Source organism: Streptomyces sp. NPDC059909 (assembly GCF_042730885.1).
In the GTDB taxonomy this organism is placed as follows: Bacteria; Actinomycetota; Actinomycetes; order Streptomycetales; family Streptomycetaceae; genus Streptomyces.
In genome coordinates, this window is the sequence record NZ_JBHWKX010000016.1 from 58,931 (window position 1) to 80,672 (window position 21,742).

Below are 21,742 nucleotides of genomic sequence, written 5' to 3' on the forward strand. Positions count from 1 at the left end.
ACCGCCTCGCCGACCTTCGTCCGACACACCGTCTCCCCGCCGTTGACCGTGGATGAGCCGCCGATCAGCGGCATGAGTACCCATCAGTGAAACATCACGTTCCGAAGATCGTCAACGTCGTTTATTTCCCGCCACTTTGGCTTAAAGTCACCCTTGAGAGATGTGTTTGTCGACTGGTCTACTCGACCGCCGACGTTAAGAGGATCAAGTTCATGCCAAAGGTGTGAAGCATCGCCCTCGCCTCGTCGCACTGCTTCAGCAGCAACACCTACTGCCTGTTTTAGCCAGGGAATCCACCGTGAAGAACTTCAAGAAGGCTGCCGCCGTCCTGGCCGCCGCGGGCGCGCTGGTCGCCGGCGCCGCCGGGACCGCCAACGCCGGCAGCTACAACAGCTCCTGTGAGAGCAGCAACGGCGGCGAGATCTGCCTGTACCGCAACTACGAGTTCGCCGGCGGTCTGTACGACACGCTCTACAGCAAGACGAACTACGACGGCTCGACCTACTACGGCACGTCCACGCTGATCGACAACACCATGTCGTCGGCCAAGAACATGGACACCGTCAACAACGTCGGGTTCTACGCCGGCAAGAACTACACGGGAACGCTGGAGTACCTCCCGGCCGGCCTGTGGCTCCGCTACGGCGATGACATCGCCTCGTCGCACTGCTTCAGCAGCAACGCCTACTGCCCGATCTGACCGATCCAACCGAAGGAATCCACCATGAAGAACCTCAAGAAGGCCGCCGCGGTCCTGGCCGCCGCGGGCGCGCTGGTCGTCGGCGCCACCGGGACCGCCAGCGCCGGCAGCTACAACGGCTCCTGCGAGAGCGCCGGCGGCGAGATATGCCTATACCGCTACGCGAACTACGGCGGCGGCATCTACGACACGATCTACAGCAAGACCAGCTACCCCGGCTCCACCTACTACGGCACCTCGGTGCTGATCGACAACACAGTCTCCTCGGTCAAGAACCGCGACTACGTCAACTCCATCGAGGTCTGGACCGGCCAGAACTACACCGGCCTGCGCGTGCACGCCGACCCGGGCCTGGACCTGTGGGACATGGCGGTCTTCTGGGACGGCGCCACCGACAACGCGATCTCGTCGCACTGCTTCAGCAGCAACGCCTACTGCCCGTCCTGACCCGCCTGACCGAGGAGGAATCCACCATGACGAACTTCAAGAGGGTCGCCGCGGTCCTGGCCGCCGCGGGCGCGCTGGTCGTCGGCGCCACCGGGACCGCCAGCGCCGGCAGCTACAACGGCTCCTGCGAGAGCAGCAACGGCGGCGAGATCTGTCTCTACCGCTACGCCGACTTCGGCGGCGGCATCTACGACACGCTCTACAGCAAGACCAGCTACCCCGGCTCCACCTACTACGGCACCTCGGTGCTGATCGACAACACGATCTCGTCGGTCAAGAACCGCGACTACGTCAACGCGATCGACGTCTACACCGGCCAGAACTACACGGGCGCTCGGACGCATGCCGACCCCGGCCTGGACCTGGAGAACATGGCGGTCTTCGGCGACGACAACGCGATCTCCTCCCACTGCTTCGAGAACAACGCCTACTGCCCCGGATGATGATCACACGCACCAGAACGGGCGGACTGCTGCTCGTCGCCGCTCTCACCTGGACGGCCGTGGGGTGCTCGTCCAGCGAGAAGCCCCAGGTTCCCGCCGCCGATGCGCAGCCCTACAAGCTGCAGGCGTCGAAGACCTGGGGCGGCGTCGCCATCAGCCTCCCCGTGGACTCGTACACCGTCACCGCGCAGGAGCGGGAGGCGCTCAGCCAGGCCGTCGCCACCCTGGCGGGCGACTGCATGAAGGAGTACGGCTTCGACTGGCCGGCGCCACTGCCGCCGACCCCCCGGAACCTGAACTCCAACGCCCGCCTCTACGGGGTGACCGACCCCGAGTCGGTGGCCGTCTTCGGCTACCATCCCCCGCTTCCCAAGGGGATGACGGCCCGCCAGGCCGAGCAGGAGACCGTGAGGCAGCGCGCGCACTACGAGAACGTCTCGCCCGCCGCGATGACGCTCTACAAGGGCGAAGGCCCAGCGTCGGTGAACGGCAAGAACGTCCCCCAGGGCGGATGTCTCGGTGAGACGCGCCGGAAGCTGGGCCTGGGTGATGCCGCCACCCTCGACTCCACCTTGAACAAGGTGAACCTCCAGGCCTCGCAGCAGGCGGCCAACGACCCCCGGGTCAGCAGCCTCAACCAGCGCTGGGCCGCTTGCATGAAGGAGTCGGGCTACCACTACAAGGACCCGCTGGCGGCCGCCGGCGATCCGGCGTGGACGGCCGGCGAGGGGGGCGGGGGAAGCAAGGACAGCGACGCCGCGGGAACGGCGAAGCCGCGGGAGATCACCGTCGCTTCCACGGATGTGAAGTGCAAGCAACGGGTGGACTACGTCGGTGTCCACTCGGCGGTGGAGGCCGAGCACCAGAACAAGCTCATCGAGAAGAACGTCACGGCGCTGTCCGCGGCCCGTGACACCTGGAAGTCGGCGCTCGCCAAGGCGAACGAGCTTCTGACGAAGAGGGGCTGACGGTCCGGGGGTGAGAGCTCCACCCCCGGCCGTTCCGCTTACCGGCCTCGGCCCGGCACGAGGCGTTGTTTCTCCTTCTCGTTGGACGGGACATCCTCACCTGCTCGTCCGCGCCGGCCGGTCGACGCTTCCCCTGAGGGTCTTGCTGCGCTGCGCGCCGCCGTCGGCGTTGACGACGGTGGGGAGTCGGCGCTGGGCTGGGAGGCGGTGCACGCCTTCGAGGCCGAGCACGGCGTCGTCCTGCCCGGGCCGTACCGGACGTTCGTGGCGGAGATAACCGACGGGTCCTGTTCGGGGCCGCCCGATTACGGCCTGGTGGCCTTGGCCGAGTTGCCGGACGACTGGGGAGACGACCGTCCGGCGCGTGACCTGAGCCGGCCGTTCCCGCTGACCGAGGCGTGGCTGTGGGAGGAGGACTCCCGGCCGTTCGAGGAGATCGAGCCGGTCCTCGACCAGGTCTTCGACACGGGTCGGTCGTGCTCGGCACCGATGGCTGCGGGATGTACTGGCACCGCATCGTGACCGGACCGCATCGAGGACACATCTGGAACATCTGCGGTGAGGGCGCTGTGCCGTTCGGAGCGGAGTTCGGGTCCACCACCGGTGACCCCGGGTGGGTCAGGCACTGGGCCGCGAACAAGCCGTGGTTCGACGTTGTGTGAGGTACTGGACCTTGATCGTCTGCGGGACCTGGCAGACTCCGCGGCATGGGAATGTTCAAGCGAGCCCGCAAGCCGGAACCGGAGAGCACCGCGACAAGTGTCGATCAGGTCGATCAGGCAGACCTGACCACCCTGCTCCTGCAGGGCGAGGACATGATCGAGCAGCTGGCCCGCGCCCACATGTCCTGGGGGCTCGGTTCGGCGGACCGGTGGGGGCTTGATCAGCGGACCGGTGTCATCACCTGGACGTTCCCCGACAAGGTCGCGACCGCGCCGGCGCAGATCCTCGGCAGTTACAACCCCGCGGCGGGCTCGTGGCTCTGGGCATGGGCCAACCAGAGCGTCCTCCCCGAGATGAGCCGCGACGCCCGCGCCGTCCGCGACTGGGCGGAGGCTCACGGCCATCTCGCTCTCACCGAGCCGAAGGTCGACGCCGACGAGCAGCAGGCGGCGACGCTCGCCGCTCTGGCCGTCAGGATCACCAAGGCCGCGGGCTTCTACCGGGGGTCGGGTGGCAGCTCGATCCCGGTCATCACGTTCGGGCCGGTCACGTTGACCGCCGAGGACGGCAGCACGTCGACCTTCACGATGGACATCGGGTGAGGCCATGAAGACCATAGGCCTGATCGGCGGCATGAGCTGGGAGTCCAGCGCCGAGTACTACCGCCTCCTCAACGAGCTCGTGCGCGAGCGGGTCGGCGGGCTGCACTCCGCCCGCTGCATCCTGCACTCCGTCGACTTCGCCGACATCGAACAACTGCAGGTCGCGGGAGAGTGGGAGAAGGCCGGGGAGATCCTCGCCGAGGCCGCCCGCGGGCTCGAGGCCGCCGGCGCGGAGCTGCTGCTCATCTGTACGAACACCATGCACAAGGTCGCCGGCCAGGTCGCGGACGCCGTGGACGTTCCCCTGCTGCACCTCGGTGACGCGACCGCCGAGGCGGTGAAGGGTGCGGGGATCGAGCGGGTGGGTTTGCTCGGGACGGCGTTCACCATGGAGCAGGACTTCTACCGGGACCGGCTGGCCGGGCACGGACTCGAGGTGCTCACCCCGGACGCGGCGGGCCGCGCCGAGGTGCACCGCGTCATCTACGAGGAGCTGTGCCTCGGAGTCGTACGGGAGGAGTCGCGACGCGCGTACCAGCGGGTCATCGGCGAGTTGGTGGACCGTGGCGCCGAAGGGGTCGTCCTCGGCTGCACCGAGATCGAGCTGCTGATCCGCCCCGAGGACAGTCCCGTTCCGGTCTTCGCGACGACCCGGCTGCATGCGGAGGCGGCCGTGCGGGCGGCGCTGGGGGCGTGAGCCGCACCCCGTGCACTCCGTCCCGTTCGCCCCACCTTTCACAGAGCTTCACATTGCTTCACGGCTTGGTCACGGCTTGACCTTCTCTCCCTATCCCAGGGGGATTTCGGCCGGTACCGTCCTGTCCGGGGAAGCTCAAGGGGGAAGACCGGGGGCCGGGGGGTCGTGTTGAGCGGTGTGCACATTCGTGTCGTGAAGCCCGGGGAGCTGGACGAGGGGGAGATCGAGTCCTGGCGCGAGCTGCGCGCCAAGTCCGGGTCCCCCGCCAATCCGTTCATGGAGCCGGAGTTCACCCTGGCGGTCGCGGGTGTACGGCCCGGGGCGCGGGTCGCGGTCATCACGGATGACGGGGGGCCGGCCGGGTTCTTCCCCTACGAGAGAGGGCCGTTCGGGCACGGCCGGGCCATCGGGCTCGGCGTGTCCGACTGCCAGGGCGCGGTGCTGCGTCCCGGGCTGCGGCTGGCCTCCCGTGATCTGCTCCGCGCGTGCGCGCTGTCCGCGTGGGAGTTCGACAACCTGGAGGCGGGGCAGACCCTCTTCGTGCCGGACGGCGTCGAGGAGTTCGCCTCTCCGGTGATCGACGTCGGTGAGGGGTACGCGGCGTACGAGGAGCGGCTGCGCGCCCAGTCGCCCAAGTTCCACCGGACGACCACCGCCAAGGAGCGCAAGCTCGGGCGTCAGGCGGGGGAGACGCGGTTCGTCTTCGACGAGCGCGATCCGGCCGCGCTGCGGACGCTCATGGAGTGGAAGTCCGCGCAGTACCGCAGGACCGGCCGCCGCGACCGCTTCGCGCAGGAGTGGATCAGCACGCTGGTGCGGCGGCTCCACGCGACCCGGACGCCCGGCTGCTCCGGAGTGCTGTCCGTGCTGTACGCCGCGGACCGGCCCGTCGCCGCGCACTTCGGGCTGCGCTCGCGCACCGTGCTGAGCTGCTGGTTCCCGTCGTACGACACCGAGTTCGCCAAGTACTCGCCGGGGCTGGTCCTGCATCTGCGGATGGCCGAGGCCGCCGCGGCCGAGGGCATCGGCATGCTCGACCTCGGCCGGGGGGCCGCCGAGTACAAGGAATCTCTCAAGACCGGCGAACTCCGCGTCCACGAGGGCTCGTCGACGCGCCCCGGGGCCAGGGCGGCGCTCTACTGGCTGAGCCGCGAGCCCGCCCGCCGCGCCCACAGCTACGTACGGAACCGGCCACGGCTCGCCGGTTACGCGCAGAAGACGCTGAACCAGGTCGGCCGCCTGCGGGCCCGCTGACCGGCATCCACATCTCGGCATCGGGGGGACGCACATGCCGCACAGCCCGCACCGACCGCACGGACTCCGCAGCATGCAGGTCGCCGAACTCGACCTCGACACGCTCGACGCCACCACGGCCACGCAGGCCGGCCCGGCCGGCGTGCCCGCCGCGCACGGCACAGGCGGAGCCCGGAGCGCCGACGCCGTCGGCGAGCCCGACCCGGACGCGGACGCCGACGCCGTCGCGGGCACGGCCGCCCGCCGGCCCGACCATGATGTGCTCGCGCTGCGGCCCGCGCCCGGTGGGCCGCCGCTCGGTGCCGGGGACACGTTCGTGCTCGTGCGCCGTCGCGGCCGGCCCGTCGCCACTTTCACCGCCACCGTCCCCGAGGGCGCCGACCCCGCCGATGTGCTCGCCGCGCTCGCCCGGGAGCGGCTGGCCGGGACGCGGGCGCCCGCGCCCGAGTGGTACGGCGATCCGCCCCGCGCGAGCGTCGTCGTCGCCACGCGTGAGCGCGCCGGGCAGCTCGCCCGCGCCCTCGACTCCCTCCTCGCCCAGGACCACCCGGACTTCGAGATCGTCGTCGTCGACAACGCGCCCGTCACCGACGCCACCCGGGACCTCGTCGAGCACAAGTACGTCGACCAGGTCCGCTACGTGCGCGAACCCGTACCCGGCCTCGCCGCCGCGCACAACCGGGGCATCGCAGCCGCCGGCGGCCCGGTGATCGCCTTCACCGACGACGACGTCATCGCCGATCCGCACTGGCTCACCGCGCTCAGCGCGGCCTTCGCCGAGGACTCGCGCATCGGCTGCGTCACCGGCCTGATCCTCCCCGCGCGGCTCACCACGCCCGCGCAGATCCTGCTGGAGAGCCACGGCGGCTTCGCCAAGGGCTTCGCGCCCCGCACCTACGATCCGGCGCGCCCGCCCGCCGACGAGCCGCTGTTCCCGTTCACCGCGGGCCGCTTCGGCTCCGGCGCCAACATGGCGTTCCGCACGAGCGCGCTCAAGGCCGTCGGCGGCTTCGACCCCGCCACCGGCACCGGCACGCCCGCCCGCGGGGGCGACGACCTGTACGCGTTCGTCCGGATCCTCGCCGCCGGGCACCGGCTCCGCTACACCCCGGACGCGCTCGTCTGGCACCACCACCGCGAGACCCCGCAGGACCTGCGGAACCAGGCGTACGGCTACGGCGCCGGGCTCACCGCGTACCTCACCGCGCTCCTCGCCCGCAGGCCCGCCCTGCTCCCGGCGCTCATCGCCCGGGTCCCGCGCGGCCTCGCCCACGCCCGGGCGATGACCGCCCACCGTGAAGCCGGCGACGGCGTGCCCGGCGAGCACGGCACCCACGGCCACCCCTGGCCGCGCAGCCTCTCCCGCCTGGAGCGGCGGGGAATGCTGTACGGGCCGATCGGGTACGTGAAGGCACGGCGCCGGGTACGCGGCACACCGCTTCCCTGGGAGGGCCGATGACCATACGCCGAACCACCCGCCGGACACCGTGCATCCCCGTCCTCCTCTACCACGCCGTCATGGACGACCCGCCCGACTGGATCGCCGAATTCACGGTCGGCCCCAAGGAGTTCGGCGCCCAGCTCGACGCGATCGTCGCGAGCGGCCGCACCCCGGTCAGGATCAGCGCGCTTGCCGACCATCTCGCCGGGAGAGGCGAACTGCCGCCCCGGCCCGTCGTGCTCACCTTCGACGACGGCTTCGCCGATCTCCCGGGACCCACCGCCGAGGCACTCGCATCACGCGGGCTGCCCGCCACCGCGTACCTCACCACCGGCGCCATCACGCCCGGCCCGCGCAGTCTGCTGCCACCCGCGCCGATGATGACGCTCGCGCAGGCACCGCTGCTGGAGCAGTACGGCATGGAGGTCGGCGGGCACACGGTCACGCATCCGCAGCTGGACACGCTCGGCGCACGGCGGCTGCGCTACGAGCTCCGCCACTCCAAGGCGGTCCTGGAGGACACCCTCGGCCACGAGGTGCGGCATCTGGCCTATCCGCACGGCTACAACAGCCGGGCCGTGCGCCGAGCCGCCCATGCCGCCGGCTACGAGTCCGCCGTGGCCGTGCGGCACGCGCTCAGCTCGGAAACGGACGAGGCGTACCGCATCGCACGGCTGATCCTGCGCCGCGGCCACACCGTCGCCGACGTCGAGGCATGGATGGACGGCGAGGGCGCGCGTGTCGCCCCGTATCCGGACTCGCTGCCGACGATGGGCTGGCGGCTGTACCGGAGGGCGCGGGCGGCCGTGAAGGGCCCGGAATTCGCCGGGTGAAGATGTGCGAGAGCCACCCAAAACCGAACCAGGTTCCTATACTTCGCTGAAGGGGACAGCGGCGTGACGGCCGCGACCACATCTGTGGGGGGAGTCGCACCGTGCAGCAACGCGTGCCCACACCGGTCACCGGGAGCAGCGTGCTGCCCCCCGCCGAACGGGACGACGACACCGCGACCGGGGCGCCGCCCACGCCGCCCGCCCGAAGACGGCTCCACCTGTTCGGCCCGCAGACCCTGTTCAGCTGGCTGCCACTGGTCGTGGCCGCGGGGCTGTGGCTGCACGCCGTCCCCCGCATCGGCTTCCGCGACATCGGTGACTACGGTCTGCTGGACCGGTTCCCGATCACCTTCCATCTGGCGCTCGCCCTCCTCACCGCCGGCTTCCTCGTCGCCCTGAGGCGCGCCGGCACCGCACCCTGGTGGCCGGTCACGTACTGCGTCGCGATGCTCGTCGCGCTCAAGGCACCGCCCGCGGTGCTGTACGACTCCGTGCGCTACGCCTGGGCTTCCAAGCACGACGAGGTGATCACCCGGCTGCTCACCGAGGGCGCGGTCCACCCGGGCGCCGAGCTGTCCGGCGGCATGTCCGCGTACGACCAGTGGCCGGGCTTCTTCTCCCTCAACGCCGCCCTGGTGAAGGCCTTCGGGGTCGAGGGGGCCGCCTCGTACATCAACTGGGCGCCCATCGTGCTCGGCGTGCTCACCCTGCCGGTGCTCGTGCTGATCTACCGCACCTTCAGCGACGACTGGCGGCTCGTGTGGACGGCCGTCTGGATCTTCCAGCTCGCCAACTGGGTGGGCCAGGACTATCTCTCCCCGCAGGGCTTCTCGTACCTGCTCTACCTGACCGTGATCGCGGTCGTGGTGCGGCACTTCGTCCGGCCCGGATCGGCGGGCCCGCTGCGCAACCGCGGCAGGCTCGACTCCGCCGCGGCCGCCGTGCCACCGCCCACCGGCACCCGGCAGCGAGCCGTCGCGGTCGTGATCATCGCCCCGCTGATCGGCGCGATCAACGCCTCGCACCAGCTCACACCGGTGATGCTGTGCGCGACGCTCTTCGCGCTCTGCCTCACGCGCCGCTACCGGAACTGGGGGCTGCTCGTCGTCGCCGGACTGATCATGCTGGTCTGGGACCTCACGATGGGCCGGGTGCTGTTCCTGGAGACGCTCGGCACCCTGCGCGACTCGGCGGGCGATCTGCTCTCCAACTCCCGTGCCGGGTACGCGGGCGAGCCGACGGGTCCCGGGCCCGAGCTCGTCGGCACCGCCAACATCCTGATGGTGGTGGCGCTCGCCGTGCTCGCCGGCTCGGCCGTGCTGCTGCGGCGCCGGCTGACCCGCAGCGCGCTGCCGCTGCTCCTGGCCGTGGCCGCGCCAGTCCCGATGTTCGCCGTCAACGACTACGGCGGCGAAATGCTCTTCCGCGTCTACCTCTTCGGGCTGCCGGGGACCGCGTTCTTCGCGGCGGCCGCACTCGTCCCCGCGGTCGGCGGCGCGGGGCGGGGCCTGAAGGCCGCGCGCCGGGTCTCCGTCGTCGCCCTGCCCGTCGCGCTCACCGCCCTGCTGGCCGGCTTCCTGCCGTCGTACTACGGCAAGGAGGGCATGCACTACGCCCCGCCCGCGGAACTCGCGTTCACGCAGCGGGCGTACGACCGGGCCCCGGACGGGGCGCTGGTCCTCGCGACGACGGGCTCGTTCCCGGGCGCGTACTACCGCTACGACCACTACGAGCGCTGGTTCTTCACCGAGCAGGGCGTGCCCGAGAACCTGCGCATGCTCGAGGACCCGGCGGGCTATCTGGCACGCGGCATCCCCGAGGGCCGGATCGCGTACGTGATCCTGACCCCGACCCAGGAGAAGGCGGTCACCGGCGAGGGCTATCTGCCCCCCGGTGGCTTCGACACGCTCACGGCCCGCCTGAAGGCGTCCCCCCTCTTCCGCGTGGTGGAGGAGAGCGAGCACGGGCTCGTCCTCGAGTACGTACCTGCGTCCGCATCCGCCCGGTGACGTGGAGGTCGCCATGCAGCCGAACCACCTATGGACCAGAGCCGCGCTCGCCGCGTCCGGCTGGGTCGCACTCGCCGCGACCGCGCTGCCCGGCGGATCGCCGCTGCGCTGGATCCCGGTGCTGGCGTTCGTCGTCCTCGGACCCGGGCTCGCGCTGCTGCTCCCGCAGCCGCGCGAGCTGCGCCCGGGCGCCCGGCTGGAGGCGCTGGCGCTGGGCGCGCCCCTCAGCCTGTCGCTCGGGGTGCTCACCGCCACCTCGCTGCTCCTGGTGGACGCGTTCTCCGCGACGCTCTTCCTGGTGTCGCTGGCCGCGTTCGCGACGGTGGCCGCCGCGCTGCCCGGCGTGCCGCTGCCCGCGGCCACCAGAGGGGCGGCCGAGCGTGCTCGGCCCGGCCCCTGGAGGGGCCGATGACGGGGCGGCACGCCACGGTGTCCCGAAGTACGTACACGGCGCTCGTCCTGGCCGCCGTCGGGGCGTTGCTCGCCGGGCTCGGCGTCTGGATCGCCCGGACCGACGGGGGCGGAAAGGAGGACGATGCCGGGCCCCCGGGCGGCCATGGACTGCCCGGCAACGCGGCCTCGGGGACGCTCCCGGAGGGTGACTGCGCCCCCACGGAGACGCTGGAGCCGCGGTGCGGGGCCTGGTGGGGGGCGTACGTCCCGTACGCGCGGAGCGGCTCGCTCACCGAAGCCGTCCACGCGTTCGAGCAGAAGATCGGCCGCAAGCTCGATCTCGTCTACAACTACCACGACATGTCGAACAGCTCGCTCGACGGAGAGCTGCTCACCGCCGACGAGCAGGAGCTCGGCCGGGACCGGCTGCTGATGCTGGCCTGGGAGTCCACCGTGTGGACGGAACCGCACCACGACGGCTGGACCGAGACCCAGCTCGGCTGGAAGAACATCGCGTCGGGGAAGTACGACCGCGACATCATCGACCCGCAGGCCCGCCGACTGAAGGCGTACGGCAAGCGCATCTTCGTCTCCTTCGACCAGGAGACGGACTTCCGCATCAAGGAGGGCGCGGGCACCCCCGAGGAGTTCGTCGCCGCCTACCGCCACCTCCACGACCGGTTCGAGGAGCTGGGCGTCGACAACGTGGTGTGGGTGTGGACGGTATCCGGCTACCTCGGCAACGCGGAGCTGATGAAGCAGCTCTACCCGGGGGACGAGTACGTCGACTGGATCGGCATGGACCAGTACAACTACTACCTCTGCCACAAGTCGCCGAACTGGCTCGACTTCGACCGCAGCCAGCGCCCCTCCCACGACTGGCTGCGTGCCAACATCTCGGACCGCAAGCCCGTCATGCTGGCGGAGTTCGCCACCGCCCCCGACCCGACGCAGCCGCAGCGCCAGCGCGACTGGTACGCCCGTATCCCCGAGGTCGTCCCGACCCTGCCGCGGGTGCGGGCACTGGTGCACTGGAACCGTGCGGTGCCTGGCCCGGGCTGCGATCTGACGGTCAACGGCGGCCCGGGCCTGGAGGGTTACCGCGCGGCCGGCCGGGACCCCTATTTCGAGCAGCCCGTCCCCACCCGCTGAAGCGCCGGTACGCAAGCGAAGCGACGGCCGTCGCGACGGAGCTGGTGAACACCGGCAGCGCGGCCGCCGCGACGGCGTCCTGCGCCGCCCAGCCCGCCACCGCCAGCACCCACATGGCGCCCGCCGTGAGCCGTTCCGGTGCGCCGACGGCGTGCATCGACACGGCGGCGAGCGCCAGGCACAGGAGCTGGAGCACGGCCGGCAGGACGGCCAGGACGCCCTTCGGGCTGTCCAGCCCGGCCACGTCCGCGAGCAGGTCCGCGAGCGCCCCGAGCCAGGCCCCGCCGGCCGGTTCGGGCCGGATGCCGAGCAGCAGCGGCGCGCTGTGGAGCGCCGCGACGGTGGCCAGCAGGCCGGCGGTGAGCAGCACGGGCCGCAGCCGCTGCAGCGACACCGCGGCGCAGTGGACGACGATCAGCAGGACCCCTGCGGTGACGGTGACCGGGGGCAGAGCGTGGAGCAGTTCGGTGCCGGACAGCCGCCCGGCGGTGACGTCGTCGGCCCGCAGCAGCGGGATCCAGAACAGCCCGGCGGCGAGCCCGAGAAGCAGCCACAGCCAGGTCGCGAGCCAGGACTCGTCTCCGCGCGCCGCCTGCCCGGCGGGATCACAGGGCTGTTCCGCCACGTGCACGGGGATCCCGAACGCCAAAGTCGCCGTCTCGTGGACGCCCCGCAGGTACACGGTCTCCCGCGTCCACTCCGCGTCGTATCCGCCGGTCTCCGCGGCCGCGGCGGAGGCCGAGGCCACGGCCACCCGCCGCTCGGCGGCCCGGCGGGCCCAGGTCGTGCCGTACTCGGGAGCGGGGCGCCGCCGCGCGAACATCCGGCCCGTCCGGGAAGGCCCCGGGGCGTGCCCCGCCAGCGCCGCCCTGATCCCCGGTGCGGACACGACGGCCATCACCGTCATCGACAGCGCCATCGCCAGCCCCGCCCCGGAGATCCCGGCGGGCCCGAGCAGCACCGCCGCGCTGCCCAGCACCAGCGTGCACATCGCGCCCTGGAGCACGGCCAGCACACCCGTGCGCCCCTGGACGCGGAGCACCCCGATGTACAGCTCGACGACGACGCGGGGCAGCGCGGCGGCGGCCAGCAGCCGCAGGACGGTCGCGCCGTGGTCGGCGTAGTCCGGGCCGAACGGGGCGAGGATCTGCGGTGCGAACACGACGAGGACCAGGACGACGGGCACCAGCAGGATCACCATCCGCCGCAGCGCCCCGCGCACGCCCCCGGCGAGGGTCTCCGGGCTGTGCGAGGCGTGCGCGGTGAGCGAGGAGGCCATGTTGATGGCCATGAACTCCATGGTCCCGCCGACGGTGTACGCGATGTAGAAGAAGCCGTTGTGGGCGGCGTCGAAACGGACGGCGACCATCACCGGCAGCAGGTTGATCATCGCCAGCGAGAACAGCGCCCCGACCGAGTCCCCGGCCAGGAACCGCCCTATGTCCCGCATCCGCGGCGGCTCACGGTCCCGGTCGGCGGCGGCCTGGCGGGGAATGAGCCGGCGGAAGACCAGCCAGCCGAGCGGGAGCACGGACAGGGCGATGGCCGCGGCCCAGGAGACGAAGACGCCCAGGACGGGCATGGCGGTGGCGAACGCGGCGAGCAGCAGCAGCTTGCCTATCGAGAACACGGCGTTGCCGGCGGGCACCCAGACCGCCTTGCGCAGCCCGGTCAGCACTCCGTCCTGCAAGGTCAGCAGCGCCCAGGCCACACAGGCGGCGGTGAAGACGAGCCCGGCGGTGAGTCCGCGCAGCGGGGCGTACGAGGGCCCCCAGAGGTCCAGCGTGACCAGGAAGACCGCGCACGCGACGCACACGACGGCCGAACTGGCCGCGTACGCCCGCCACACGAGCGGTCCGGTCGCCCGCCCGGCCCGCGGCACGTACCGCACCACCGCGCCGATCATCGTCGTCGCCGTGATCGAGGCGAGCAGCCTCATCGCGGCGATGGCCGCCGAGCCCTGCCCGACGGCCTCCTCGGTGTAGTAGCGGGCGGCCACCAGCCAGAACCCGAGCCCCAGTGCGGCCGACACCCCGGTCGACAGCATCAGCGCGTAGGCGTTGCGGAACATCGAGTCCCCGCCGCTGCCCGCGCTGCCCGTCTCCGGTGCGGCCGGTGCCTCCCCGAGCTCCTGCGGACTGCGCAGCCGGGCCGTATCAGCCACCGGTCGGCCCGGCGACGCCGAAGGCGGAGGGGATCTCGGCCGGCCGCGCTCGCGACTCCTGCAGCACCGCGATGATCCGGTCCGCATCGAGGGGGTCCGCGGGCAGGGCGTGGCGGGCGAACCAGCGGGCCGGTTCGGGTGACGGGGACAGGTCCGTGAAGAGCTCGGACGCGTAGTCGTCGAGGGGCGGGTCGTACAGGTAGCCGGTGGTGATGCGGTGGCGGGCCAGCGCGGCGATCGCGGCGTCGCGGTCCTCGACGAGGAGGGGGACGCGGAACAGCGGCTGGGTGGGGCCGGCTTCGGGTCGGCGTACGCCCCAGGGGCTCGCCACCAGCCGTTCCGTACCGGCGAGATGGGCCGCGAGACGGTCGTCGAGCCGGTACAGCAGCCGGGCGGTGCGTCTGTGCCGTGCGGGTCCCGGAGCGATCCGGTAGTCGTGCATGTCGACCCGTACCCAGGAGTGGAACGGCCCGAGCGCGGGCGCCTGCGGCACCGCCTGCTTCAGCTCACCCGCCCGCAGCGGCATGCGGATCTCCTCGCGCTCCTCCATCCCGAGCAGCCGCATCACCGCCCGCGCGGCCCGCACGAGCCGCAGGCCGCGCACGCCTGCCTCCGCGTACGGCCGTAACGCATAGGCGAGTTCGGACGAGAGCCGCGATGGTACGAGCAGGTCGTCGCGCGCCTCCGCCAGCGCGCCCCGCAGCGCCGGGTCGGCGACGGCCAGGAAGCCGCCGGTCTTCGCCGCCGTGTGCTTGGAGAGGCTGAAGACCGACGCGTCTCCGTAGGCTCCGACCGGCCGGCCGCCGACCCGCGACCCGATCGCGTGCGCCGCGTCCTCCAGCAGGGGGATGCCCAACGCATCGCAGCGGGCGCGCAGTTCGGGTGCCGGGTCGGGATTCCCGTACAGATTCGTGGTGAGGACCGCGGACAGTCCGCGCCACACGGATGCGGGGACGGCTGCCGTATCGAGGGAACCGTCCCGTGGGTCGAGCGGTGCCTGGACGGGACGGAGCCCGGCGGCGAGCACCACGAAGAAGATGACGTCGTCGTTGACCGGGGACATCAGCACCCGGCCGCCCGGCCGGCACCAGTGGCGCAGCGCCACGTACAGCCCGAGACGGCACGACGGCACGTACAGACACTCCCTGCCGAGCCGTTCGCGCATCCGCGCTTCCAGCGCCGGTAACCCCACCCCAAAAGCCATGTCGTCCCCCCAGAGCCCCGGGGCTCAATGTGGCCCATACCGGACCGCACCGTCAATAAGGCGGAAGGGCCCATCCCTTGACGGAATGGGCCCTTCGGAAGGGGTGCGGTGCGCTGGGGTGGCCCAGCGGTCACTCCTCGACCGTGAGGCCCTTGCGCAGCCTGCGCAGCGTCCGCGACAGCAGCCGCGACACGTGCATCTGCGAGATGCCGAGCTCGTCCCCGATCTCCGACTGGGTCATGCCCGCCACGAAGCGGAGGGAGAGGATCTTGCGATCGCGCGACGGCAGCGAGGCGATGAGCGGCTTGAGGGACTCGATGTACTCGATTCCCTCGAGGCCGTGGTCCTCGTAGCCGATGCGGTCCGCGAGGGCGCCCTCGGTCTCGTCCTCCTCCGGCTGGGCGTCCAGTGAGCTCGCGGTGTACGCGTTGCTCGCCGCCATGCCCTCGACGACCTCGTCGTTGCTGATGCCGAGCCTGTCGGCGAGCTCCCCGACCGTGGGGGACCGGTCGAGCTGCTGGGCCAGTTCGTCACCGGCCTTCGCGAGATCGAGGCGGAGCTCCTGGAGTCGCCGCGGGACGCGGACCGACCATGACGTGTCCCGGAAGAAGCGCTTGATCTCGCCGACGATGGTCGGCATCGCGAAGGTCGGGAACTCGACGCCCCGGCTGAGCTCGAAGCGGTCGATGGCCTTGATGAGGCCGATCGTGCCCACCTGGATGATGTCCTCCATCGGCTCGCTGCGGGACCGGAACCGGGAGGCAGCGAACTTGACCAGGGCCAGGTTGAGTTCGACGAGGGTGTTGCGGACGTACGCGTACTCGTGGGTCCCTTCCTCGAGGACTTCGAGGCGGGCGAAGAGCGTCTTCGAGAGGGCCCGCGCGTCCACCGGTCCGACTTCGTCGAAGGGCGGGATCGCCGGGAGTTCGAGATCGTCCAGGGGGTCGGCGTGCGTGGTGTGCGCGTCGTGCTCGAGATGCGTGGGTTCTGCCGGGTCAAGCTTCGGGCGTTTCGACGGCGCGTGGGGGGTACGCGTTTCGTCGAGCCGGGGTGACATGGGTGTCCTCCATCGTTGTCGGCATAAGGCTGCCGATGCCGTACGTGTCGCTGCGGTGTGCGGCGCCTCCAAAGCCGGCCGTGTTGGTGGTGTCCGTACTAGCCCTACCCGCTCTTTGCCGAAGGTTGCAAGTGTCAAATGTCATATATGTCTGGTTTATGGGGGAGTTCGGGTACCGATGGGCTGTAGAGAAGGCGTAATGTTTTCCGAACGTCAACGGCATCGGCGAAGAGGACGTTCATGGACCGCGGGACGGTCGGCAGCGCGAATCGGGGCCGACTTCGGGTCGAAGTTCGCACCGAGGGTCGGAGTGAGGTCGTGACACCGGCAGGTGAGCTCGATCACCACACGGCCGATTTGTTGCGTGCGCCACTCGAGGAAGCGCTGGAGCAAGGTCGCACACGCCTGGTGGTGGACTGCTCACATCTCGAATTCTGCGACTCCACCGGACTCAATGTGCTCCTCGGTGCCCGGCTGAAGGCCGAGGCGGCGGGTGGCGGCGTCCACCTCGCAGGGATGCTTCCCGTGGTGGCCAGGGTTTTCGAGATCACCGGCGCCGAGGCGGTCTTCACCGTCCATGACTCGCTCGGAGCGGCACTGACCGACTGATCACCGCCGAGGGCCACGTGACGGGTGTTGTCGCGATACGGCCGGGCAGAAGACCCCCGCGGACTGTGCAGGTTCCTGCACTCTGTGTACTGAAACCATCGCGAACCGGTGAATCGGTGAGGTGAAGCGCTGATGAGCACGACCCGGCAGCATCCGCCGGGCGACCGCGGCCACGAGTCGGACGGCGAGGGCCCGGAGCCGAGCGCCGTCGAGGCCCCGTCCCGCGGGCCCCACGGCCGGGTGCGCACTCTTCCCCTGGGCAGCGCCAGCGGCATCGTGCCGCTCGCGCGCGACTTCACCCGGCAGGCCCTCTACGACTGGGGCTGGCTGCCGGCCGCGTCCGCCGACCGCAGAGCCGCCGCCGAGGACGTCCTGCTCGTCGTGTCGGAGCTGGTCACCAACGCCTGTCTGCACGCGGAGGGGCCGGAGGAGCTGCGGGTCTCCAGCGACGCGAAGGTGCTGCGCCTCGAGGTCTCCGACCGCGGCACCGGGCAGCCGGCGCCGCGCACCCCGCACCGTGCGGGGCGGCCCGGCGGGCACGGGATGTTCATCGTGCAGCGGCTGTGTCTGGACTGGGGAGTGCTGCGCACCGCCGGGCTGCCCGGCAAGACGGTGTGGGCGGAGCTGGCGGCTCCCTCGTAGCGGCCGTAACGCCGCGCTTCGAACCGGTATTTGAAGCTGTTGTGAGAGCACGGCGATCCGCCGTGCTCTTTGTCTTCCCTCCATCAGGGCCCAGGCGTACCTTGAGCGCCCGATCTGATGTGTCGTCAGTAACGTGAGGCGGCTTTCCGGCATGAGGGGAACTCGAGGTGTCGTACCAGAAGCGGACAGCTCTCACGCTGGCAGCGGCGGTGGCGGGCTCGGTGGTGCTGATGGCCGCCCCCGTCGCCCATGCCGATGTCGTGGACGTGGACTACCAGTGTCAGACGCCGATCGGACCGAAGGGTGCCGTGTCGCCGATCGACATCAAGGCCGTCAAGAGCGGTGGCGACTACAAGCTCACGATGACGTTCGAGAAGGGCGTCTCGTCCAGCCCGGTCGAGCTCGGCAAGGGCGCGATGAACCCGAGCGCGCTGATCAAGCTGGGCGGTGCGGACGAGGGAACGGTGAAGGTGTCCGGGCCCGCGAACCCCGCGGCGATCCCCGCCAACACCCCCATCAAGATCAGTGACCTGACGGGTACGTACACCCCGAAGAAGACGGGCAAGGTCACCTTCACCGCGGGCGTGCTGACCATCAAGGCGCTCGGTACGACCACCACGTGCACGCCCAGGAACAACCCGAAGCCGTCGCTCGAACTCGACGTCCAGGCCTCGGGCGGCGCGGGCGGTGCGCAGTCGGCCTCGGGCTCCGGCGAGCTGCCCAGGACCGGTCCGCTCGATTCGGCGGTCGCGCTCGGCACGCTCGGCGGCACCGTGCTGCTCTCCGGTGTGGCGGGTGTGCTGTGGCTGACCCGTCGCGGCGCACGGTCCGTGAGCTGACCGCGGAGGAGCCGTGATCACTGTTGCCGCCGCAGCTCTGCTGGGCGTGCTGTCCGCGACAGCGACAGCGACAGCGCCTGCGCCCGCGCCCGCGCCCGTGTCCGCCGCGCCCGGCGCCGGGCCCGGCTGGACGGCGGAGCCCGCGACGGGCGGCAGACCGTACGTCTATCTGGAGGGCTCGCCCGGCACGGTGATGGAGGACAGACTGTCCGTGACGAACCGGGGTGCCGAGCCGCTGACCGTACGGCTGCGCGGGGCGGGCGCGTACAACGCGAAGAACGGTGAGTTCGCGGTGGACGCCTCCTCCCGCACGGGCACCGGCAGATGGATCGCGCTCGCCGCGGAACAGGTGACCGTGCCGCCGCGCACCCGCGCCGATGTGCCCTTCGCCGTGACCGTTCCGGCCTCCGCGACGCCCGGCGACCACCCCGCCGCGATCGTCGCGACGGCGGGCGGCCGCGAGGTGGGCGTACGCGTCCATGTACGGGTCGCGGGCCCGACGCTCGCCGCGCTCACCGTCGAGGACGTCCGCGTGGACGGCCGACGCATCCACTACGCGCTGGTCAACCGCGGCAACACGGTCCTCGCCCCGCGTCTGGCCGTCCGCGCCGACGGGCTCACGGGCGAGTTGCTCTCGCGCCCGGCCCGCCCGCTGCCCCTGGAGCTCCTCCCCGGCCGGCGCGTCGAACTCACCGAACCCTGGCCCGATCCCCCCGCCCTCGACTCCGTCGACGTCACCCTCCGGGTGACCGCGTCGGGCGGCGCCCGCGGCGAGGCGACGGCCTCCGCGGTGTACGTCCCCTGGGCCGCGGCGACGGGCACGGCGCTCGCCCTCGCCGCGGCGGCGGCCGGGACGGCGGCCCTGCGACTGAAGCGCACCGAACGGCGACCGGCGAAGGTGGGGGCCCAACCGTGAACGGCGGCACACGCATGCGACCCGTGGTCAAGCCCGTCTGGGGGTCCCCCCACACCGCAGGGCGTAGGGGGAGTCCGAGGACGGACACGCGGGCCGACCGGGCGGTACCGGTCACGTTCTCAGGGGGGCTCGAGGCTTGCCCCCGCACGCGGCGGAGCCGCAAGTCGACACTGCGGGAAGGGCCGGGGAGGGGAGGGGCCCGCCGCCGGCGCCCCCTGCGCGCGCTCGCGGTGCTGCTCACCGCGCTCCTCACCGCGGCGCTCGCCCTCGCCTGCGGCCCCGCTCCGCTCGCCGCCGCGGCCGAGAGCAAGCCCGCCGTCACCCTCTCCGCCCAACAGGCAGGCAAGGGCGGCGACATCACCGTCCGGGGCACCGGCTGGCGCCCCAATGCCCTGCTGATGATGCTGATCTGCGGCCAGTCCACGCCCGACAGAGGCGTGATCGGCGGCACCAACTCCTGCGCCAACGCCGACGGCCGCGCCGTCACCACCGACGCCAAGGGCGCCTTCAGCAAGAAGGTGCCGGTCGCGGAGCCCCCCAAACCCTGCCCCTGCGTGGTGCACGTGGCCACCGTCACCGGGGAACAGGCCACCGTGGACGCTCCGTTCACCGTCGCCGGCCACCCCACCGCCCCGCTTCCGCAGCCCACCGGCGGCGGAAAGCTCGCGGTGCTCGCGACCGTCGAGCTGCGCGGCTCGAGCGGGCTGCTCGTGTGGTTCGGCGCCCCGCCGAGCCGTGAGCTCGTCTTCACCGTCGGCAACCTCGGCTCGGCCCCGGTCGAGAACCCCGTCTTCCAGGTCGGCACCGCGTACGGCGTGTTCGCCCCGCAGTGGGAGGAGCGCCAGTGGCGCGGCACCATCCAGCCGGGGAAGAAGGCCCAGGTCAAGCTGCCCGTCCAGCTGTCGGCGGGGGCGCACGGCGACTACCAGGTCTCCGTGAAGTACGGCTCGAAGGTGCTCGCCGAGCAGCCCTGGGGCGTGGGCCGCCCGTGGGGCGTGACGCTCTTCTGGCTGCTGCTGGCCGTCGTCGTACCGGCCGCGCTGTTCCGGATCGGTATGGCGGTCGTGGACCGCGTACGGCCGCACCGGGGCAGCGGCCGCCACCGGAGCGCACCGCCCGGCACCCCGGGCCCGGCACCGGCGGCCGGCCGGACCGTACCCACCACCACGGTGGCACTGCCGTGGTTCACCCCGGACTCCGCACCGTCAGAGAACCGACCCACGACGAAGGGACACACGTGAGCACGCAACGGAGGATGAGCGCGGCAGGGGTCGCGCTCATGCTCTGCGGCGCGGGGATCCTGCTGACCGCGGGACCGGCCCACGCCGCCGAGGTGTCGTACAAGACGGAGTGCATTCCCCCGGCGATCTCCGGCCTGCCGCCCGTCCAGGGCACCACCAAGGTGCAGATCACCGCGCCCGCGGAGGCGAAGGTCGGCGACGAGATCGAGGTGGTCTGGAAGACCGTCGAGGCCGCGTCCAAGAACCCCGACGTCCTCGACCTGGAGAAGGACACGGTCAAACCGACCGGCACGATCAAGGTCGCCGGGGCGCAGACCGGGGACCTGGCGATGGACGGACCACGGCAGAACCCGCCGATCCCGAAGAACAGCCCGATGGTGCTGCCCGACATGAAGGGCAAGCTGAAGCTGACCGCGCCGGGTGAGATCACGCTGACGCCGGACAAGTACAACATCAACGTCTCCAAGCCGATCTCGACGGACACGAAGTGCTCGCCGAAGGAGACGGTGCAGCCCGGTGCGACGATCAAGGTGACGGAGGGCGGGGGCGGCACGACGGGCGGTACGACCGGCGGTCTGCCCACGACCGGCGGTACGACGGGTGGTCTGCCGACGACCGGCGGTACGACCGGTGGGCTGCCCACCACGGGCGGCCTGATCAGCGGTGGCAGCGACTCCGGCGGCTCGACGGCGGGCGGCACCAGCTCGGGCGGCAGTGACACCGGCGGCACGAGCAGCTCCGGCGGCAGCGACTCCGGGGGCAGCACGTCCGGCGGCAGCACCGGCGGCGGTGGCGGCCAGACCGACTTCGAGGGCAAGGAGGTCCAGGTCGCCTACTCCTGCAAGACCCCCATCGGTGACAAGAACGCCGTGTCCCCCGTCAAGATCAACGCCAAGAGGAACGGCGGCGACTTCGACCTCACCGTGAAGTTCTCCAAGTCCGTCATGGACAGCCCGGCCACCATCCCGCCCGACTCGGTCAAGCCGTCCATGGAGGTCAAGCTCGGCGGCGCGGACACGGGCTTCGTCCACGTCGAGGGCCCCACGAACAAGGAGGAGATCAAGGCCGGCGACCCGATCGAGATCCCCGACCTGACGGGTACGTACAAGCCGGGCGCCAGTGGAAAGTCCACGCTCAGCCCGGGCGTCCTCACGGTCAAGGCCCTCGGTACGACGACGACCTGTACCCCGCCCGCGAATGTCGGGGTCTCGCTCGAACTCGACACCTCCGCCCAGCCGGGCGGCGCATCGGGCGGCTCCGCCTCCGGCTCGGCGGGCGGCGGCGACGCCTCGGGCGGCGGCCTGGCCGACACCGGCGCCGAGGACGGCGAGGCCCTCCACGCCCTCGCCCTCGCGGCGGGCACGGTGATCCTGCTGGGCGGCGCGGTCTTCACGTTCACACCGTGGCGCAGGCTGCGCGGCACGCGGTAGGCGAAGGCGGTCTCACGACACGCTTCAGCGAACGGGAC

21 protein-coding genes and 1 pseudogene are annotated in these 21,742 nt (G+C 71.6%); 19 read left to right on the forward strand and 3 right to left on the reverse strand.

The window, feature by feature from the left end:
* The first annotated feature begins 298 nt into the window (after positions 1 to 298).
* The 13 genes and pseudogenes from ACFV9O_RS13955 (at position 299) to ACFV9O_RS14015 (ending at position 11,602) form a co-directional block, all read left to right on the forward strand.
* A complete protein-coding gene (locus ACFV9O_RS13955) occupies positions 299 to 700 on the forward strand; it encodes a peptidase inhibitor family I36 protein (protein WP_385416735.1) in 402 nt (133 codons plus the stop codon).
* Between the two features lie 24 nt (positions 701 to 724).
* Complete coding sequence (locus ACFV9O_RS13960; RefSeq protein ID WP_385416738.1) at positions 725 to 1,147, forward strand: peptidase inhibitor family I36 protein; 423 nt, start codon at positions 725 to 727, stop codon at positions 1,145 to 1,147.
* A 26-nt stretch (positions 1,148 to 1,173) separates the two neighbouring features.
* The gene (locus tag ACFV9O_RS13965) at positions 1,174 to 1,590 is read left to right on the forward strand and encodes a peptidase inhibitor family I36 protein (protein ID WP_385416740.1); all 417 of its coding nucleotides are present in this window, start codon (positions 1,174 to 1,176) and stop codon (positions 1,588 to 1,590) included.
* Positions 1,587 to 2,558 carry a hypothetical protein gene (locus tag ACFV9O_RS13970; protein WP_385416744.1) on the forward strand — a complete coding sequence of 324 codons (972 nt, stop codon included), beginning with the start codon at positions 1,587 to 1,589 and terminating at the stop codon, positions 2,556 to 2,558. The genes ACFV9O_RS13965 and ACFV9O_RS13970 overlap by 4 nt, the downstream gene beginning before the upstream one ends.
* A gap of 81 nt (positions 2,559 to 2,639) precedes the next feature.
* A pseudogene (locus tag ACFV9O_RS13975) lies at positions 2,640 to 3,220 on the forward strand (SMI1/KNR4 family protein).
* Between the two features lie 45 nt (positions 3,221 to 3,265).
* The gene (locus ACFV9O_RS13980; protein WP_385416747.1) at positions 3,266 to 3,823 is read left to right on the forward strand and encodes a DUF6882 domain-containing protein; all 558 of its coding nucleotides are present in this window, start codon (positions 3,266 to 3,268) and stop codon (positions 3,821 to 3,823) included.
* Between the two features lie 4 nt (positions 3,824 to 3,827).
* Positions 3,828 to 4,520, forward strand: a complete 693-nt coding sequence (locus ACFV9O_RS13985; RefSeq protein WP_385416749.1) for an aspartate/glutamate racemase family protein — start codon at positions 3,828 to 3,830, stop codon at positions 4,518 to 4,520.
* A gap of 177 nt (positions 4,521 to 4,697) precedes the next feature.
* Complete coding sequence (locus ACFV9O_RS13990; RefSeq protein ID WP_385416752.1) at positions 4,698 to 5,774, forward strand: GNAT family N-acetyltransferase; 1,077 nt, start codon at positions 4,698 to 4,700, stop codon at positions 5,772 to 5,774.
* Positions 5,775 to 5,847: 73 nt separating this feature from the next.
* The gene (locus tag ACFV9O_RS13995; RefSeq protein WP_385416755.1) at positions 5,848 to 7,233 is read left to right on the forward strand and encodes a glycosyltransferase family 2 protein; all 1,386 of its coding nucleotides are present in this window, start codon (positions 5,848 to 5,850) and stop codon (positions 7,231 to 7,233) included.
* Entirely contained in the window at positions 7,230 to 8,048 is an 819-nt protein-coding gene (locus ACFV9O_RS14000) for a polysaccharide deacetylase family protein (protein WP_385416758.1), read from the forward strand. Before ACFV9O_RS13995 ends, ACFV9O_RS14000 begins: the two co-directional genes overlap by 4 nt.
* A gap of 101 nt (positions 8,049 to 8,149) precedes the next feature.
* A complete protein-coding gene (locus tag ACFV9O_RS14005; RefSeq protein WP_385416760.1) occupies positions 8,150 to 10,057 on the forward strand; it encodes a hypothetical protein in 1,908 nt (635 codons plus the stop codon).
* A gap of 13 nt (positions 10,058 to 10,070) precedes the next feature.
* A complete protein-coding gene (locus ACFV9O_RS14010; protein WP_385416762.1) occupies positions 10,071 to 10,469 on the forward strand; it encodes a hypothetical protein in 399 nt (132 codons plus the stop codon).
* On the forward strand, positions 10,466 to 11,602 hold the full coding sequence (locus tag ACFV9O_RS14015; RefSeq protein WP_385416765.1) for a glycoside hydrolase family 26 protein: 1,137 nt from the start codon (positions 10,466 to 10,468) through the stop codon (positions 11,600 to 11,602). Before ACFV9O_RS14010 ends, ACFV9O_RS14015 begins: the two co-directional genes overlap by 4 nt.
* Here ACFV9O_RS14015 and ACFV9O_RS14020 read toward each other — a convergent pair.
* The 3 genes from ACFV9O_RS14020 to ACFV9O_RS14030 form a co-directional block, all read right to left on the reverse strand.
* Positions 11,523 to 13,853, reverse strand: a complete 2,331-nt coding sequence (locus tag ACFV9O_RS14020; RefSeq protein ID WP_385416767.1) for a lipopolysaccharide biosynthesis protein — start codon at positions 13,851 to 13,853, stop codon at positions 11,523 to 11,525. The two genes, ACFV9O_RS14015 and ACFV9O_RS14020, sit on opposite strands and share 80 nt — an antisense overlap.
* On the reverse strand, positions 13,759 to 14,970 hold the full coding sequence (locus ACFV9O_RS14025; RefSeq protein WP_385416769.1) for a DegT/DnrJ/EryC1/StrS family aminotransferase: 1,212 nt from the start codon (positions 14,968 to 14,970) through the stop codon (positions 13,759 to 13,761). The genes ACFV9O_RS14020 and ACFV9O_RS14025 overlap by 95 nt, the downstream gene beginning before the upstream one ends.
* Before the next feature lie 130 nt (positions 14,971 to 15,100).
* Positions 15,101 to 16,027 (reverse strand): RNA polymerase sigma factor SigF, encoded by a 927-nt coding sequence (locus tag ACFV9O_RS14030; RefSeq protein ID WP_385416772.1) that lies wholly within the window; start codon positions 16,025 to 16,027, stop codon positions 15,101 to 15,103.
* Between the two features lie 240 nt (positions 16,028 to 16,267).
* Here ACFV9O_RS14030 and ACFV9O_RS14035 point away from each other — a divergent pair, with 240 nt between their 5' ends.
* The 6 genes from ACFV9O_RS14035 (at position 16,268) to ACFV9O_RS14060 (ending at position 21,704) form a co-directional block, all read left to right on the forward strand.
* Positions 16,268 to 16,636, forward strand: a complete 369-nt coding sequence (locus tag ACFV9O_RS14035; protein WP_385416775.1) for an STAS domain-containing protein — start codon at positions 16,268 to 16,270, stop codon at positions 16,634 to 16,636.
* Between the two features lie 132 nt (positions 16,637 to 16,768).
* Complete coding sequence (locus ACFV9O_RS14040) at positions 16,769 to 17,278, forward strand: ATP-binding protein (protein WP_385416778.1); 510 nt, start codon at positions 16,769 to 16,771, stop codon at positions 17,276 to 17,278.
* A 167-nt stretch (positions 17,279 to 17,445) separates the two neighbouring features.
* A complete protein-coding gene (locus ACFV9O_RS14045) occupies positions 17,446 to 18,117 on the forward strand; it encodes a peptidase (RefSeq protein WP_385416781.1) in 672 nt (223 codons plus the stop codon).
* Positions 18,118 to 18,130: 13 nt separating this feature from the next.
* Positions 18,131 to 19,033 carry a hypothetical protein gene (locus ACFV9O_RS14050; protein WP_385416784.1) on the forward strand — a complete coding sequence of 301 codons (903 nt, stop codon included), beginning with the start codon at positions 18,131 to 18,133 and terminating at the stop codon, positions 19,031 to 19,033.
* A gap of 170 nt (positions 19,034 to 19,203) precedes the next feature.
* Positions 19,204 to 20,274: a hypothetical protein gene (locus ACFV9O_RS14055; RefSeq protein WP_385416888.1), complete on the forward strand. Its 1,071-nt coding sequence runs from the start codon at positions 19,204 to 19,206 to the stop codon at positions 20,272 to 20,274.
* Positions 20,275 to 20,288: 14 nt separating this feature from the next.
* Positions 20,289 to 21,704 (forward strand): hypothetical protein, encoded by a 1,416-nt coding sequence (locus ACFV9O_RS14060; RefSeq protein ID WP_385416786.1) that lies wholly within the window; start codon positions 20,289 to 20,291, stop codon positions 21,702 to 21,704.
* Positions 21,705 to 21,742 lie beyond the last annotated feature (38 nt).